The sequence below is a fragment of the Streptomyces sp. NPDC058279 genome, from assembly GCF_042881255.1.
GTDB lineage: Bacteria > Actinomycetota > Actinomycetes > Streptomycetales > Streptomycetaceae > Streptomyces.
In genome coordinates, this window is the sequence record NZ_JBHVYA010000011.1 from 68662 (window position 1) to 84753 (window position 16092).

At 73.2% G+C, this 16092-nt stretch carries 14 protein-coding genes; 9 read left to right on the plus strand and 5 right to left on the minus strand.

The genetic code is table 11. The annotated features are described in order from the left end of the window. Nucleotides 1–70: 70 nt before the first annotated feature. Both ACFVXJ_RS21320 and ACFVXJ_RS21325 read right to left on the minus strand, forming a co-directional pair. Nucleotides 71–727 carry an MBL fold metallo-hydrolase gene (locus ACFVXJ_RS21320; protein ID WP_389663716.1) on the minus strand — a complete coding sequence of 219 codons (657 nt, stop codon included), beginning with the start codon at nucleotides 725–727 and terminating at the stop codon, nucleotides 71–73. A gap of 9 nt (nucleotides 728–736) precedes the next feature. Further along, nucleotides 737–1426: a maleylpyruvate isomerase family mycothiol-dependent enzyme gene (locus ACFVXJ_RS21325; RefSeq protein ID WP_389663718.1), complete on the minus strand. Its 690-nt coding sequence runs from the start codon at nucleotides 1424–1426 to the stop codon at nucleotides 737–739. Nucleotides 1427–1612: 186 nt separating this feature from the next. On the opposite strand from ACFVXJ_RS21325, the gene uvrA reads away from it, so the two are divergent. Further along, nucleotides 1613–4600, plus strand: a complete 2988-nt coding sequence (gene uvrA, locus ACFVXJ_RS21330; RefSeq protein ID WP_389663719.1) for an excinuclease ABC subunit UvrA — start codon at nucleotides 1613–1615, stop codon at nucleotides 4598–4600. Nucleotides 4601–4700: 100 nt separating this feature from the next. Here the strand turns inward: uvrA and ACFVXJ_RS21335 are convergent, their stop codons facing one another. Further along, nucleotides 4701–5351 carry an NAD(P)-dependent oxidoreductase gene (locus ACFVXJ_RS21335; RefSeq protein WP_389663721.1) on the minus strand — a complete coding sequence of 217 codons (651 nt, stop codon included), beginning with the start codon at nucleotides 5349–5351 and terminating at the stop codon, nucleotides 4701–4703. A 68-nt stretch (nucleotides 5352–5419) separates the two neighbouring features. On the opposite strand from ACFVXJ_RS21335, the gene ACFVXJ_RS21340 reads away from it, so the two are divergent. Further along, nucleotides 5420–6025 carry a TetR/AcrR family transcriptional regulator gene (locus tag ACFVXJ_RS21340; RefSeq protein ID WP_389663723.1) on the plus strand — a complete coding sequence of 202 codons (606 nt, stop codon included), beginning with the start codon at nucleotides 5420–5422 and terminating at the stop codon, nucleotides 6023–6025. On the opposite strand, the gene ACFVXJ_RS21345 is transcribed toward ACFVXJ_RS21340, so the two are convergent. After that, entirely contained in the window at nucleotides 6015–6890 is an 876-nt protein-coding gene (locus tag ACFVXJ_RS21345) for a carbohydrate kinase (RefSeq protein ID WP_389663724.1), read from the minus strand. The two genes, ACFVXJ_RS21340 and ACFVXJ_RS21345, sit on opposite strands and share 11 nt — an antisense overlap. An 81-nt stretch (nucleotides 6891–6971) precedes the next feature. On the opposite strand from ACFVXJ_RS21345, the gene ACFVXJ_RS21350 reads away from it, so the two are divergent. Continuing rightward, on the plus strand, nucleotides 6972–7403 hold the full coding sequence (locus ACFVXJ_RS21350) for a Rieske (2Fe-2S) protein (RefSeq protein ID WP_389663725.1): 432 nt from the start codon (nucleotides 6972–6974) through the stop codon (nucleotides 7401–7403). 32 nt (nucleotides 7404–7435) lie between these two features. Here the strand turns inward: ACFVXJ_RS21350 and ACFVXJ_RS21355 are convergent, their stop codons facing one another. Continuing rightward, a complete protein-coding gene (locus ACFVXJ_RS21355; RefSeq protein ID WP_389663727.1) occupies nucleotides 7436–8374 on the minus strand; it encodes a hypothetical protein in 939 nt (312 codons plus the stop codon). A 231-nt stretch (nucleotides 8375–8605) separates the two neighbouring features. Between ACFVXJ_RS21355 and ACFVXJ_RS21360 the strand changes: the two genes are divergently transcribed. The 6 genes from ACFVXJ_RS21360 to whiA all read left to right on the plus strand — a co-directional run bounded on the left by ACFVXJ_RS21360 (nucleotide 8606) and on the right by whiA (nucleotide 16091). Then, nucleotides 8606–9223, plus strand: a complete 618-nt coding sequence (locus ACFVXJ_RS21360; protein ID WP_389663728.1) for a papain-like cysteine protease family protein — start codon at nucleotides 8606–8608, stop codon at nucleotides 9221–9223. A gap of 4 nt (nucleotides 9224–9227) precedes the next feature. Next, nucleotides 9228–10028: a hypothetical protein gene (locus ACFVXJ_RS21365; RefSeq protein ID WP_389663729.1), complete on the plus strand. Its 801-nt coding sequence runs from the start codon at nucleotides 9228–9230 to the stop codon at nucleotides 10026–10028. A gap of 999 nt (nucleotides 10029–11027) precedes the next feature. Then, complete coding sequence (uvrC, locus tag ACFVXJ_RS21370; RefSeq protein WP_389663731.1) at nucleotides 11028–13040, plus strand: excinuclease ABC subunit UvrC; 2013 nt, start codon at nucleotides 11028–11030, stop codon at nucleotides 13038–13040. After that, nucleotides 13037–14044: an RNase adapter RapZ gene (gene rapZ / locus ACFVXJ_RS21375; RefSeq protein WP_389663732.1), complete on the plus strand. Its 1008-nt coding sequence runs from the start codon at nucleotides 13037–13039 to the stop codon at nucleotides 14042–14044. Before uvrC ends, rapZ begins: the two co-directional genes overlap by 4 nt. Further along, on the plus strand, nucleotides 14041–15105 hold the full coding sequence (gene yvcK / locus ACFVXJ_RS21380; RefSeq protein WP_389663734.1) for a uridine diphosphate-N-acetylglucosamine-binding protein YvcK: 1065 nt from the start codon (nucleotides 14041–14043) through the stop codon (nucleotides 15103–15105). Before rapZ ends, yvcK begins: the two co-directional genes overlap by 4 nt. Further along, nucleotides 15096–16091, plus strand: a complete 996-nt coding sequence (gene whiA, locus ACFVXJ_RS21385; protein WP_030237199.1) for a DNA-binding protein WhiA — start codon at nucleotides 15096–15098, stop codon at nucleotides 16089–16091. The genes yvcK and whiA overlap by 10 nt, the downstream gene beginning before the upstream one ends. The last annotated feature ends 1 nt before the right edge of the window (nucleotide 16092 follow it).

Below are 16092 nucleotides of genomic sequence, written 5' to 3' on the forward strand. Positions count from 1 at the left end.
GGGCGTGCGCTCGGTCATGAACGACCGGAAGGAGTGCCCGCGCGAGCCGTGTTGACCCGCGCCACGGTGCCTACCAGCCGCGCTCGCGCCACTCGGCCAGGTGCGGCCGCTCGGCGCCGAGCGAGGTGTCGTTCCCGTGCCCCGGGTAGACCCAGGTCTCGTCCGGCAGCCGCGCGAAGAGCTTCTCCTCCACGTCGTCGAGGAGCCGGACGAAGGCTTTCGGGTCGCCCCACGTGTTGCCGACGCCGCCCGGGAAGAGGCAGTCGCCGGTGAACACGTGCGGGTGACCGTGCGGGTCGTCGTAGATCAGCGCGATCGAGCCGGGGGTGTGGCCGACCAGGTGGCGGGCGGTCAGCGAGACCCGCCCCACCGTGACCGTGTCGCCGTCCTCGACCAGGACGTCGGTGGGGACCGGGATCCCCTCGGCGTCGTGTGCCCCCGCGTAGGTGCGGGCGCCCGTCGCGTCGACCACGGCCCGGAGCGCGCCCCAGTGGTCGCCGTGGCGGTGGGTGGTGAGGACGGAGGCGATGCCGTCGTCCCCGATCAGGCTCAGCAGCGTGTCCGCCTCGGCGGCCGCGTCGATCAACAGCTGCTCGCCGGTGGCCCGGCAGCGCAACAGGTAGGCGTTGTTGTTCATCTCGCCCACCGCGACCTTGGAAATCATCAGGTCCGCGAGTTCGTGCACGTCGGCAGGACCGCCGACCTTGACCGCTCCGCTGTACGTCATGTCTTGATCCTAGAGCGGGGGAAGGGTCGGCAGGGGGCCGCCGGTGGTGGTCAGGGCGGCGCCCTTGTCGGCGCGGCCGGCCAGCCAGGCCAGGAGCTGGGCCGCGCTGCCCGAGACGGTGACGGCCGCCTCCCCGGCGGACCCGGTCCGCCAGGTGCGACCGTCGGTCGCGACCAGGGCCGTGGGCGGCACCTCGGGGCGGCCGGACCAGCGGTCCGCGAGGAAGGCGATCTCACGGCCCGTGAACTCCCGCGGGAGGTCTTCGAGCGTGTAGCCGATCCCGAGGTCGACATGGTGCAGCTCCACCTCCACGAGCCGGCGGAACGGTACGTTGGAGGCGAGGTCGGTCACACCGCCCCGGAGCTCGACGGTCCGCGACCAGTCCTGGTCGGCTTCGGCGACGGCCAGGAAGCGGTCCGCGGAATGACGGACGTCCTCCGACTGTTCCACCAGAGGCCGGCCGGAATCGCGCTCGATGTCCGCGTCCCGCGCCTCCCCGCTCGTGTACATCGGCCGACCCTCGAAGACATTGACGAGGGCGTCGGCGTTACGGGCGAGGTGGGCCAGGATGTGGCCGCGGGTCCAGCCGGGCAGAAGTGACTCCTCGGCGAGGGCCGCGTTGTCCAGTTTCGCGACAGCGGTCAGCAGTCGGTCCGTGGCTTCACGTACAGATCGCAGGTCGTGCACATGATCAGTCATGGGGCCGAGCCTAGTGCGCGCGGGGCGTCGGCCACACGATCGGGTGAAGCCCACTTGCGCGTGCCGTAAATCGAATGCGCGTGCTATACGCTCGGAAGTCAAGCACGACTCCACCGCTAACGCGCCCCCCATACCCTGGGACGGGGGCCCGTGCCCCCCGCTCTCTCAAGAAAGGTGCGGACCGGCGTGACCGACCGTCTCATCGTTCGTGGCGCTCGCGAGCACAACCTGAAGAACGTCTCGCTCGACCTGCCCCGCGACTCCCTCATCGTCTTCACCGGACTCTCCGGCTCGGGCAAGTCCTCCCTGGCCTTCGACACGATCTTCGCCGAGGGCCAGCGCCGCTACGTCGAGTCGCTCTCGTCGTACGCCCGCCAGTTCCTGGGGCAGATGGACAAGCCCGACGTCGACTTCATCGAGGGCCTCTCCCCGGCCGTCTCCATCGACCAGAAGTCCACCTCGCGCAACCCGCGCTCCACCGTCGGCACGATCACCGAGGTCTACGACTACCTGCGCCTGCTGTTCGCCCGCATCGGCAAGCCGCACTGCCCCGAGTGCCGCCGGCCGATCTCGCGCCAGTCGCCGCAGGCGATCGTCGACAAGGTGCTCGCGCTGCCCGAGGGCAGCCGCTTCCAGGTGCTCTCGCCGCTGGTGCGTGAGCGCAAGGGCGAGTTCGTCGACCTCTTCGCCGACCTCCAGACCAAGGGATACAGCCGGGCCCGGGTGGACGGCGAGACGATCCAGCTCTCCGAGCCGCCCACGCTCAAGAAGCAGGAGAAGCACACCATCGAGGTGGTCATCGACCGCCTGACCGTCAAGGACTCCGCCAAGCGCCGGCTCACGGACTCCGTGGAGACGGCCCTCGGCCTGTCCGGCGGCATGGTGATCCTGGACTTCGTCGACCTCGCCGAGGACGACCCGGACCGGGAGCGGATGTTCTCCGAGCACCTCTACTGCCCGTACGACGACCTGTCCTTCGAGGAGCTGGAGCCGCGCTCCTTCTCCTTCAACTCGCCCTTCGGCGCCTGCCCCGAGTGCACGGGCATCGGCACGCGCATGGAGGTGGACCCGGACCTGATCGTCCCGGACGAGGACAAGTCGCTGGACGAGGGCGCGGTGTCCCCCTGGTCGCTCGGTCACACCAAGGACTACTTCCAGCGGCTGGTCGGCGCCCTCGCGGGTGAGCTGGGCTTCCGTACGGACATCCCCTGGGCCGGGCTGCCGCAGCGCGCCAAGAAGGCCCTGCTCTACGGCCACCGCACCCAGATCGAGGTCCGCTACCGCAACCGGTACGGGCGCGAGCGGGCGTACACGACCGCCTTCGAGGGCGCCGTGCCGTTCGTCAAGCGGCGGCACGCGGAGTCCGAGAGCGACGCGAGCCGGGAGCGCTTCGAGGGCTACATGCGCGAGGTGCCGTGCCCGACCTGTGAGGGCACCCGGCTCAAGCCGATCGTGCTCGCGGTGACGGTGATGGAGAAGTCCATCGCCGACGTCGCCGCGATGTCGATCAGCGAGTGCGCCGACTTCCTCGGGCAGCTGCGGCTCGACGCCCGTGACAAGAAGATCGCCGAGCGGGTCCTCAAGGAGGTCAACGAGCGGCTCCGCTTCCTGGTGGACGTGGGCCTGGACTACCTCTCCCTGAACCGCGCCGCCGGCACCCTCTCGGGCGGCGAGGCCCAGCGCATCCGGCTGGCCACACAGATCGGCTCCGGCCTGGTCGGCGTGCTGTACGTCCTGGACGAGCCCTCCATCGGCCTGCACCAGCGGGACAACCACCGGCTGATCGAGACCCTCGTGCGGCTGCGCGACATGGGCAACACCCTGATCGTCGTCGAGCACGACGAGGACACCATCAAGGTGGCCGACTGGGTCGTGGACATCGGTCCGGGCGCGGGCGAGCACGGCGGCAAGGTGGTGCACAGCGGCTCGCTCAAGGAACTGCTCAAGAACGACGAGTCGATGACCGGGCAGTACCTGTCGGGCAAGCGGTCCATCCCGCTGCCGGACGTACGCCGTCCCGTGAACGGGGAGCGGAAGCTCACCGTCCACGGTGCCAAGGAGAACAACCTGCGGGACATCGACGTGTCCTTCCCGCTGGGTGTGCTCACGGCCGTGACCGGTGTGTCCGGATCCGGCAAGTCCACGCTGGTCAACGACATCCTCTACACGCACCTGGCGCGCGAGCTGAACGGCGCCCGGTCGGTGCCCGGCCGGCACACCCGCGTGGAGGGCGACGACCTGGTCGACAAGGTCGTGCATGTCGACCAGTCGCCGATCGGGCGGACCCCGCGGTCCAACCCGGCGACGTACACCGGGGTCTTCGACCACGTGCGCAGGCTGTTCGCGGAGACGATGGAGGCGAAGGTGCGCGGCTACCTGCCGGGCCGCTTCTCCTTCAACGTCAAGGGCGGCCGGTGCGAGAACTGCTCCGGTGACGGCACCATCAAGATCGAGATGAACTTCCTGCCGGACGTGTACGTCCCGTGCGAGGTGTGCCACGGCGACCGGTACAACCGCGAGACGCTGGAGGTCCACTACAAGGGCAAGTCCATCGCCGAGGTCCTGAACATGCCGATCGAGGAGGCCCTGGACTTCTTCGAGGCGGTGCCGACGATCGCGCGGCACCTGCGGACGCTGAACGAGGTGGGCCTCGGGTACGTCCGGCTCGGCCAGTCGGCGCCGACGCTGTCGGGCGGCGAGGCGCAGCGCGTGAAGCTGGCGTCGGAGCTGCAGAAGCGGTCGACGGGGCGGACGGTGTACGTGCTGGACGAGCCCACGACCGGCCTGCACTTCGAGGACATCTCGAAGCTGATCAAGGTGCTGTCGGGGCTGGTGGACAAGGGGAACTCGGTGATCGTCATCGAGCACAACCTCGATGTCATCAAGACCGCGGACTGGGTCGTGGACATGGGCCCGGAGGGTGGTTACGGGGGCGGCCTCGTCGTCGCCGAGGGGACGCCGGAGCAGGTCGCCTCGGTCGGCGCCAGCCACACGGGCAAGTTCCTGCGGGACATCCTGGGGGCGGACCGGATCTCGGACGCGGCGCCGGTCGCGGCGCCGGCCCGGAAGCGGGTCGCGGCGAAGAAGACGGCCGCGGCCAAGAAGACGGCGGCGACACCGGCCAAGACGGCCGCCGCCGCGCCGAAGAAGGCGGTACGGGCCCGCAAGAGCTGACGCGGGAGGAGGTGGGCCGGGGTGTTCCCCGGCCCACCCCGTCCCGGCACGCCGTCCCGGCATGCCTCCCGGTCCGCGCCGTCCCCGCGCCCGCAGCGGCTCAGTCCGCGACGCCCACCGGGCGGTCGAAGGTGGACGGATCCGTCAGGCAGGCCAGCAGGGCGTCCGCCACGTCGGCGCGGGCGATGACCCGGGCGCCCGGCACGTTGGCCCCGATCACCCGGCGGTAGCGCCCCGTACCCGGCCGGTTCAGCAGGCGCGGCGGGCGGACCACCGTCCACCGGATGTCGCTAGAACGGATCACCGCCTCCATCACCGCCAGGTCCGCGTACAGGTCCCGCAGCGCGCGTCGCAGCAGCGGGAGGAACACCTTGCGGGCCAGCACCCCGTCTCCCGGCACGTCCGGCCCGACCGGGGCCGCGCTGACCGCCGCCAGCCGGCTCACCCCCGCCTGCGCCATGGCCGCCACGATGGCCCGTACCGCCGGCCCGGTGACCGGCGTCAGCCGCGCCTGCTTGTTGCTCGGGGAGCCCAGCGTCGAGATGACCGCCGACTGCCCCGTGAGTACGGGCACCAGCGCGCTCTCGTCGGTCAGGTCGGGCACCACCGCCACCCGGAGCCGTTCGTGCGCCGGTACCGGCAGCCGCGCCGGGTCGCGGACCACCGCGGTCACCTCGTGACCGGCATCGAGCGCTTGGCGGACGACCTCGCGGCCCACCCCGCCCGTGGCCCCGAACACCGTGAGCTTCATGTCTGGCTCCTGTCTCCCCGTAGGTGGGTGAGTATTCACTCACCCAGGAACACCCTTAGAGTGAGTGAATGCTCACCTCGAAGTCAAGCCGTCCCACCCCCGAGCGGCTGCTCGACGCGGCGGAGACGCTGATGCGCACCGTCGGCCTGGCCAACACCACCACCAAGGCCATCGCCCGCGAGGCGGGCTGCTCGGAGGCCGCGCTCTACAAGCATTACGCCAACAAGGAGGAACTGTTCGTCCGCGTCCTCATGGAACGCACCCCCAACGCCGGACCGCTCATGGCCGAACTCGGCGCGGAGCACGACGGGCGCCCGGTCGAGGAGGGCCTCGTCTCCATCGCCCGCCACGCCTCGCTCTTCTACGCCGACGCCATGCCCATGGCCGCCTCGCTCTTCGCCGAGCCCACCCTGCTGACCCGCCACCGCGAAGGCGTCCAGCAGATCGGCACCGGGCCCCACGTCATCCGCGACGCCCTGGCCGGGCACCTGCGCCGCGAACGCGAGCGCGGGCGGCTGCGGCCGGACGCCGATCCGGAGGCCGCCGCCGCACTGCTGCTCGGTGCCTGCTTCCAGCGGGCCTTCTTCCTGCACTTCTCGGGCGAGGAAGTGGTGCGCCCCGTCGAGGAGTTCGCCTCCGCCGTGGCCGGCACCCTCTGGGCGGCTATCCGCTGAGCTCGGCCGCGTACGGGGGCTCCGCGCCCGCCCGGGTGCAGGTCAGCGCGGCCGCGTGGGCGGCGTAGGCGAGGACCCGCGGCCAGTCCACCGGCCCGCCGGAGCCCACCAGGCGGTGCAACAGCGCCGCGTTGACGGTGTCGCCCGCGCCGATCGTGTCGACCACGGTCACCGGGCGGGCCGGCGCCGTGTGCTCCGCCCCCTCCCGCGTCCGGACCGTCAGCCCCTCGGCGCCCCGGGTCAGCACCACCGCCGAGGGTCCGGCGGCCAGCCAGTCCTCGACCCGGCCGCCGAGCCAGGCCGCGTCCTCCTCCGACAGCTTCAGCACGCTGACGTACGGGAGCCGGCGCAGGAAGCGCCTCCGGTACGCGGCGGGATCCGCGATCAGCGCCGGCCGGATGTTGGGGTCCAGCAGGGTCAGCAGCCCGCGCGCGGACTCCCGGCGCAGCAGGGCCTCGTACGCGCTCGCCCCCGGCTCCAGCACCAGCGAACAGGTCCCCAGCGCGAGGGCCCGGGCACCGGAGGGCAGCGCGGGCGGCAGGGCGAACAGCCGGTCGGCGGTGCCCTCGACGTAGAAGCGGTACCGTGCCGAGCCGTCCGGCGCCAGCGAGGGCACGGCCAGCGTCGTCGGCTCGGGCCCGCGCTGGACCGACGAGAGGTCCACCCCGGCGGCCCGCAGCCCGGCCAGCAGGCTCTCGCCGAAACCGTCGGTCGACACCCTGGAGCAGAAGGCGACCCGCTCCCCGAGCTGCCCGAGCGCCAGCGCGGTGTTGTACGGCCCGCCGCCCGGTCGGGGCACGAGGGCCCCCGGCGGGTCCGCGAGGGGCACCAGGTCGATCAGGGCTTCTCCACCGACGACGATCACGCGGGGAAAGTACCCCATCGGGCGGCGGTATCGTCGGGTGGGCCCGGCCGGCCGCCGGCCCCCCGACACCAGGAGCAGCGCATGTCCGCGTCCCAGCCCGCCGCCCGCCGTACCGTGCTCAAGGGCGCGGCCGCCCTCGCCGGGGCCGCCGGCGCCGGCCTGACCCTCGCGGCCTGCTCCACCGCGGCGAGCGGCGCGGCGGGCTCCCCGGCGGTGCCGGGCGAGCCGGTCGAACTCGGCGCGGTGGCGGACGTCCCGGTCGGGGGCGCGAAGCTGTACCGGGAGCAGAAGCTCGTCGTCAGCTGCCCGGCGGCGGGCCAGTACAAGGCGTTCACCGCCCAGTGCACGCACGCGGGCTGCATCCTGGACAAGATCGTCGACGGGCAGGGCAGCTGCCCCTGTCACGGCAGCCGCTTCGACGTGACCACCGGCAAGGTGCTGCGCGGCCCGGCCGCCGACCCGCTGACGCCGGTCCCGGTCAAGGCGGAGGGCGGCAAGATCGTCGCGGGCTGAGCGGCGGGTCCGCGGACGGTGCGGGGGACGGCTCAGTCCCAGTCCCAGGCGATGCCCACGATCCCGCGCCGTACCGCCTCCTCCACGAGGTGTACGGCCCGGTGGCGCCCGCTCGGGGTCAGGTCGGCCAGTCCCGTGCGCGGCGCGCCCGGACCGGTTCGGGTGAAGCGCCGGCAGCGCACCGGCAGGGCGGCCTCGTCGAAGCGGACCTGGAGCACGTACTGACCGCCGGTGTAGGTGAAGCCGCGCACGTACTCGGTGCAGCGCCCGCCCGTGCCGTCCTCGAAGCCGTAGCCGAAGAGGTACGTGTCACCCGCGCGCAGCCGGGCGTCGAAGAGCAGCTCGGCGACCGTCACCCCGGCCTCGCGGTGCCACCGCACGCGCCCGGTCCGGCAGTTCTCGCCCGCGCGGACCCGGACCCGCGCCGGGTCGCAGCCCGGATCGCCGTGGTGGACGGCGAGGTAGCGGTCGACGCCGTCGCGGTGGGCTCGTACGACGTGCTGCGAGGCGCGGTCGAGCAGCTCGCCGCCCGCGCCGACGCGCACCCGTTCGTGGTGTCCCACCGTGTGCAGGCCGCCGTCGGTGGGCAGCTCCAGGCCGGCGAGCAGTTCGTCCACCGCCGCGCCGGCGTCGACGAGGGCCCGGTACGGCCGGCCGGCCGGACGGTGGGTGACCGGCCCGGCGGTCCCGGGGGCGGACAGCAGCCGCAGTAACGTTCCCTCGGGCAGTTCCAGGATCTGCTCCAGGGCGCCCACGGCCTTCAGTGATTCGGGGCGCCGCGGGCGCCGGGCCCCCTGCTGCCAGTAGCTGAGGCTGGTCACGCCGACCTTGATGCCCCGGGCCGCGAGCCGGTGCTGCACCCGGTGCAGGGGCAGGCCGCGGGCGGTCAGCGCGGCGCGCAGCGCGAGGTGGAAGGGGCCCGCGCGCAGCAGTCGTGGCAGGTCCGGGTCGCTCTCGACGGTCGGCCGCACGCCGGCGCTCCTTCCTGTGAACGTTCACGGGTGGCGGGGCGGGGGACCACGCCGGTGACTGCTGTGGTCCAGGTGACGGGACCGCCGCCGTTCACACCGACGCCCCGCCGTTCACACCGCGATGTCACCTCGCATTGAAGCCTGTTGACCTGTTCGCAACAACACCCTGATGCTCCTCACCAGCGTCCGGACGCGCTCCTCCATCCCCACTCCCCCCACGGGAGGAACGCGATGCGCCATCCCCACCGGCGGCCGTCCCTGGCCGTCACCCTGCTCACCGTCCTGCTGTTCGCCCTGCCCGCCGGCACCGCCACCGCCGCCGATGCCGGCTCGCAGGCCACCTCCGCCCCGTCCACCGTGTCCACCCTGTCCGCCAACCGCCTGAACATCACGATGCAGGCCCAGCAGAAGACCAACTGGTGCTGGGCCGCCTCAGGCAACACCATCGCCACCTGGTTCGGCCGCGGCTACAGCCAGAACCAGTTCTGCAACGCCGCCTTCAACCGCCAACAGGGCACCGAGTGCCCGAACAACCAGGCCACCTTGGGCAACGTCCAGACGGCCCTGCGCTGGGCGGGCATCAACTCCGGTTCGTACGTGACCGGATGGCTCCAGTACGCCACCGTCCAGACCGAGATCAATGCCAACCGCCCGGTGGAGACCCGTATCCAGTGGTCCAACGGCGGCGGCCACATGCACGTCCTGTACGGCTACGACACCGCCGACAGCTGGGTGTACTGGGGTGACCCGTGGCCCTCCAACGACCGCTACAACTGGGCCTCCCACGCCTGGTACGTCGACAACAGCACCTTCTCCTGGACCCACTCGCTCTACCGGATCGGAGCGTGACCGCGTGAACGCCGACCGACTGCGTGCCGCCGCCGTCGCGGTCCTCGCCACCGCCGCCGCCTGCCTGGCGCTGCCCGCGCAGGCGCAGGCGGCCCCCGTGCCCCAGCCCTTGTCCGCGACCGCCGAGGTCAAAGCGGCGGCCGGGCAGGCTGCCGCCGCACCCGAGTCCCTGGCCACCCTGTCCCGGTTCTTCGCGCGGGAGGGCAAGGTCGCGGTGAGCGCGGCGCAGCCGAGGCTGGAGGGCGAGGCGATACCGGTGAACTACCTCTCGCCGGACTTCGTGGCGGGCAAGCCCGGGGCGCCGGTCGCCCGGCTGGAGTTCCTCGCCAGCGAGGCGGTCTCCTCGGACGGCCAACTGGCCGCGCTGTGGACGGCGCGGACGGAGGCCGGCTGGCGGGTGGTGAACATCGCCACCGGCGACGACGAGTTCCGCTACGCGCGGCTCGGGGAGCGGAGGCTGCCGGGCGGGACGGTGTTCCGCGAGCCGCAGATCGACGCGTGGTACGTGGCCCGGGGCGCGAGCGTGCTGCCGCTGGACGAGGACGCGGAGCGGGCCGTGGGCGCCGGGGGCACGAGCCTGGCGGCGTACCGGGCGCGGGTCGCGCGGGCGTACGGGGACAAGCTGCCGGGGTCGGCGTACGCGAAGGCCGGCAGGGCCGGGGGGTACGCGGACGGCTCGGCGGCCGGCTCGGCGGGTGGCTCCGCCGGTGACGCCGCGGGGGTGGCCGGGGCCGCCGGGGCGCTGGCGTTGGGCGGGGCGGGGGTGCTGTTCCTCCGCCGCCACCACCGCCGCGCGCCGGCGTAACCGCCCCCGCCGGACCCGCCGTCCCGCCAGGACGGCGGGTCCGGCGGTGTCCCTCCGAAGCGGGGCCGGGCCGGAGCGCGAGCGTGGCTCCGACCCGGTTCCCCGAGGGCCGTTCCCTCCGCGAGCGGCGCAGCCCGGCGCCCCTGCGGGGTGCTCCCCGCCCCGCTCGCCCGGACCCGCCCGAGCCTCGCCTCGGTGGGTCGGGGGCCGGCGGGCCCGGCCGCCCGGGCGGACCGTTCGGTGGTCTGCGCGGCCGTGCTCCGCGCCTCCGGCAAGTCGGCGGTCCGGCCCGGGCGCCAAGGGGTGGCCCGCGCGACACGGCCCCGCCGCCCCGCCAAGGCGACGGGCCCCGCCCTTTCCCCATCTCCTGCGGCTCCGCGCCTCGGCGTTGCACCCCAGACGCCTTGCCCCGACGCCGGGGCGGCACCGGCGGGGCGCCTCCGCGGACAGAGCGCCGGCAGGGGCCCGGGGGGTCCCGGGTCCCGCCCCCGGGGCCGTGACCCCCCGGGCCCGGACGGCGGGGTGCTCCCGCCGCGCGACCCGGTCCGGGCCCAGTGGGTTCGGGCCACCGTCCCGATCCCGGCCGACGGGAGCCAGTTCCCCACACCGCCCCCGATGGCCCCCGGCGGGAGCGGTCCGCACCACCACCCCCGGGCCGGGGCGGTCCGCATGCTCGCGTCACCGGCCCCGGGCGCGACCTCCGGCCGGGCCCGGTGAGCGCGCCACCGTCCCGGGCCGGAGCGAGCCAGTGGAGGGGCCCCGGGGCGCGGTGTCCGCCCCGCACCACCCCCGGGGGCCCCGGCGGGAGCGGTCCGCACCAAGGCCCCCGGGCCGGGGCGGTCCGCATGCTCGCGCCACCGCCCCCGGGCGGACCCCGGCCGGGCCCGGGGGGTTCGGGCCGGCCTCCCGGGCGGGGGAGGCCGGGCCCCGCACTACCGCTCGGCGGCCCCGGCCGGGGCGTGGGGTGGGTTGTCCGTGGGCGACAGTAGGGTGGTTGGCATGGCCGACCCTTCCAGCTACCGCCCCCAGCCGGGACAGATCCCCGACTCCCCGGGGGTCTACAAGTTCCGCGACGAGCACCGCCGGGTGATCTACGTCGGGAAGGCCAAGAGCCTGCGCCAGCGCCTGGCCAGCTACTTCCAGGACGTCGCGAACCTGCACCCCCGTACCGCCACCATGGTGACGACCGCCGCGTCCGTCGAATGGACCGTCGTCTCCACCGAGGTCGAGGCGCTCCAGCTCGAATACTCCTGGATCAAGGAGTTCGACCCCCGGTTCAACGTCAAGTACCGGGACGACAAGAGCTACCCCTCCCTCGCCGTCACCATGAACGAGGAGTACCCCCGCGTCCAGGTCATGCGCGGCCCGAAGAAGAAGGGCGTGCGCTACTTCGGCCCCTACGGCCACGCCTGGGCGATCCGCGAGACCGTCGACCTGATGCTCCGGGTGTTCCCGGTACGGACCTGCTCCGCCGGCGTGTTCAAGCGCTCCGCGCAGATCGGCCGCCCCTGTCTGCTCGGCTACATCGGCAAGTGCTCCGCCCCCTGCGTCGGCCGCGTCACCCCCGACGAGCACCGCGAACTCGCCGAGGACTTCTGCGACTTCATGGCCGGCCGCACCGGCACCTACCTCTCCCGGCTCGAAGCGCGGATGCACGAGGCCGCCGAGGACATGGAGTACGAGAAGGCCGCCCGGCTGCGCGACGACATAGGGGCGCTGCGCCGGGCCATGGAGAAGAACGCCGTCGTGCTCGCCGACGCCACCGACGCCGACCTCATCGCCGTCGCCGAGGACGAGCTGGAAGCCGCCGTGCAGATCTTCCACGTACGCGGCGGCCGGGTCCGCGGCCAGCGCGGATGGGTCACCGACAAGGTGGAGGCCGTCGACACCGCCGGGCTCGTCGAGCACGCCCTCCAGCAGCTGTACGGGGAGGAGAAGGGCGAGGCCGTCCCCAAGGAGGTGCTGGTCCCCGCCCTGCCCGAGGACACGCCGGTGCTGAGCCAGTGGCTCGCCGAGCGCCGCGGCGCCCAGGTCAGCCTGCGCATCCCGCAGCGCGGCGACAAGAAGGCGCTCATGGAGACCGTCCACCGCAACGCGCAGCAGTCCCTCGCCCTGCACAAGACCAAGCGGGCCGCCGACCTCACCACCCGCTCCCGGGCCCTGGAGGAGATCGCCGAGGCCCTGGAGCTGGACGGCGCGCCGCTGCGCATCGAGTGCTTCGACATCTCCCACCTCCAGGGCGACGACGTGGTGGCCTCCATGGTCGTCTTCGAGGACGGACTGGCCCGCAAGAGCGAGTACCGGCGCTTCCAGATCAAGTCCTTCGAGGGGCAGGACGACGTCCGCTCGATGCACGAGGTGGTCTCCCGGCGCTTCCGGCGCTACCTCCAGGAGAAGCTGAAGACCGGCGAGTGGTCCCCCGAGGACGGGGAGACGGACGGCCCCGAGGAGGACGACGGGCGTCCCAAGCGCTTCGCGTACCCGCCGCAGCTCGTCGTGGTCGACGGCGGCCGGCCGCAGGTCACGGCCGCCCAGCGGGCCCTGGAGGAGCTGGGGATCGACGACGTGGCGGTGTGCGGCCTCGCGAAGCGGCTGGAGGAGGTGTGGCTGCCCGGCGAGGACGACCCGGTGGTGCTGCCCCGTACCAGCGAGGGCCTCTACCTGCTCCAGCGGGTACGTGACGAAGCCCACCGCTTCGCCATCCAGTACCAGCGCAACAAGCGAGGCAAGCGCTTCAAGGCCGGTCCGCTGGACGAGGTGCCCGGCCTCGGGGAGAGCCGCAAGCAGGCCCTGATCAAGCACTTCGGTTCGGTGAAGAAGCTGAGAGCGGCGACAATCGACCAGATCTGCGAGGTTCCGGGCATAGGCCGCAAGACGGCCGAGACCGTGGCCGCCGCGCTCGCCCGGGCCGTCCCCGCCCGTCCTGCCGTCAACATGGCGACAGGAGAGATCATTGAGGATGAGACTCCCGCGTCTGCGGGAACGTCGTCCGAACGGGGGACAACGCCATGACCGAGCGCCCGACCAACGAGAACGCGACCGACCAGAACGCGACCGACGAACACGTCGCGGATCAGAACGAGACCGAGCACGACCGAGACGGAGCACAGGTGAGTACGGGCACGACAGTGGAGCCCGGCGATACCGCCGAGGCGGCCATCCCCGAGCTGGTGATCATCTCCGGGATGTCCGGGGCCGGCCGCAGTACCGCGGCCAAGTGCCTGGAGGACCTCGGCTGGTTCGTCGTGGACAACCTCCCGCCGGCGCTGATCCCCACCATGGTGGAACTCGGCGCCCGCTCGCAGGGCAACGTGGCACGCATCGCCGTCGTCGTCGACGTCAGAGGCCGCCAGTTCTTCGACGCCCTGCGCGAGTCCCTCGCCGACCTGGAGGCCCGCGGCGTCACCCGTCGCATCGTCTTCCTGGAGTCCTCCGACGACGCGCTGGTCCGCCGCTTCGAGTCGGTCCGCCGCCCGCACCCCCTCCAGGGCGACGGGCGCATCGTCGACGGCATCGCCGCCGAGCGCGACCTGCTGCGCGAGCTGCGTGGTGACGCCGACCTCGTCATCGACACCTCCAGCCTCAACGTGCACGAGCTGCGCGCCAAGATGGACGCCCAGTTCGCGGGCGACGAGGAGCCCGAGCTGCGGGCCACCGTCATGTCCTTCGGCTACAAGTACGGCCTCCCCGTCGACGCCGACCTCGTCGTCGACTGTCGTTTCATCCCCAACCCGCACTGGGTCCCGGAGCTGCGCCCCTTCACCGGGCTCAACGCGGAGGTGTCGGGGTACGTCTTCAGCCAGCCCGGCGCGAAGGAGTTCCTCGACCGGTACACCGAGCTGCTCCAGCTCATCGCCACCGGCTACCGCCGTGAGGGCAAGCGGTACGTGACCATCGCGGTCGGTTGCACGGGCGGCAAGCACCGCAGCGTGGCCATGTCCGAGAAGCTCGCGGCCCGCCTCGCCGCCGAGGGAGTAGAGACCGTCGTCGTCCACCGGGACATGGGGCGCGAGTGACCGGACGCTCCCTGCGCCTGCGCCGCCTGCGCCGGCTCGCCCCCGGCCGGGGCGAGGACGGCGCGGGCCGCACCGGGCGCCGCGCCGCCGCCAAGGTGGTCGCGCCCAAGGTCGTCGCCCTCGGCGGCGGTATGGGCCTGTCGGCCTCGCTCGCCGCGCTGCGCCGGATCACCGGCGAGCTCACGGCCGTGGTCACCGTCGCCGACGACGGCGGCTCCAGCGGCCGGCTCCGTGAGGAGCTCGGCGTGCTGCCGCCCGGCGACCTGCGCAAGGCGCTCGCCGCGCTGTGCGGGGACGACGAATGGGGCCAGACCTGGTCCCGCGTCATCCAGCACCGCTTCCAGTCCGCCGGCGCCCTCCACGAGCACGCGGTCGGCAACCTGCTGATCGTCGCCCTGTGGGAGCAGCTCGGCGACCCCGTGCAGGCGCTGGACCTGGTCGGCAAACTGCTCGGCGCGCAGGGCCGGGTGCTGCCGATGTCCGCGGTCCCGCTGGAGCTCCAGGCGCTGGTCAAGGGCCACGACCCGGCGCGCCCGGAGGACGTGGACACCGTGCGGGGGCAGGCCACGGTGGCCCTGACCCCCGGCGAGGTGTTGTCCGTACAGGTCGTCCCGGGCGATCCGCCGGCCGTGCCGGAGGCGGTCGCCGCCGTGCTCGACGCCGACTGGGTGGTGCTCGGTCCGGGCTCCTGGTTCTCGTCGGTGATCCCGCACCTGCTGGTGCCGGAACTGCTCGACGCGCTCATCGCGACGAAGGCCCGCAGGGTGCTCTCGTTGAACCTCGCGCCGCAGCCCGGTGAAACAGAGGGCTTCTCTCCGCAGCGTCATTTGGAGGTTTTGGCCCGACACGCCCCTAAACTCGCCCTGGACGTGGTGCTGGCCGACGAGGCCGCCGTGCCCGATCGCGACTCCCTGGCCGATGCCGCCAAACGGTTCGGCGCCGCGGTCGAGCTGGCGCCCGTGGCCAGGCGGGACGGGGCTCCGAAGCACGATCCGGAGCTGCTGGCCGCCGCGTACGACCGTATTTTTCGGATGCATGGAAGGATCGGCCCATGGCGATGACGCCCGCGGTGAAGGATGAGATCTCCCGCCTCCCCGTCACCCGGACCTGCTGCAGGAAGGCGGAGGTCTCGGCGATCCTTCGGTTCGCGGGCGGGCTGCACCTGGTGAGCGGCCGCATCGTCATCGAGGCGGAGCTCGATACGGGCATCGCCGCCCGGCGCCTGCGCAAGGACATCCTGGAGATCTTCGGGCACTCCTCCGACCTGGTGGTGATGGCCCCGGGCGGGTTGCGCCGCGGCAGCCGGTTCGTCGTCCGCGTCGTCGCCGGCGGGGACCAGCTGGCCCGCCAGACCGGCCTCGTGGACGGTCGCGGCCGGCCGATCCGGGGTCTGCCGCCGCAGGTCGTCTCCGGGGCCACCTGTGACGCCGAGGCGGCCTGGCGCGGCGCCTTCCTGGCCCACGGCTCGCTCACCGAGCCCGGCCGGTCCTCCTCCCTGGAGGTCACCTGCCCGGGTCCGGAGGCCGCCCTGGCCCTGGTGGGCGCCGCCCGCAGGCTCTCGATCGCCGCCAAGGCGCGCGAGGTGCGCGGGGTGGACCGGGTCGTGGTCCGCGACGGCGACGCGATCGGCGCGCTGCTGACCCGGTTGGGTGCCCACGAGTCGGTGCTGGCGTGGGAGGAGCGCCGGATGCGGCGCGAGGTGCGGGCCACCGCCAACCGCCTCGCCAACTTCGACGACGCCAACCTGCGCCGCTCGGCGCGGGCCGCGGTGGCCGCCGGTGCCCGGGTCCAGCGCGCCCTGGAGATCCTGGGCGAGGAGGTCCCCGAGCACCTCGCCGCGGCCGGCCGGCTGCGCATGGAGCACAAGCAGGCGTCGCTGGAGGAGCTGGGCGCGCTCGCCGACCCGCCGCTGACTAAGGACGCCGTCGCGGGCCGGATCCGTCGGCTGCTGGCGATGGCCGACAAGCGGGCGCAGGACCTGGGCATCCCGGGCACCGAGTCGAACCTCGACCTCAGCGAGGAATTGGCCGACAACATGGCCGGCTGAC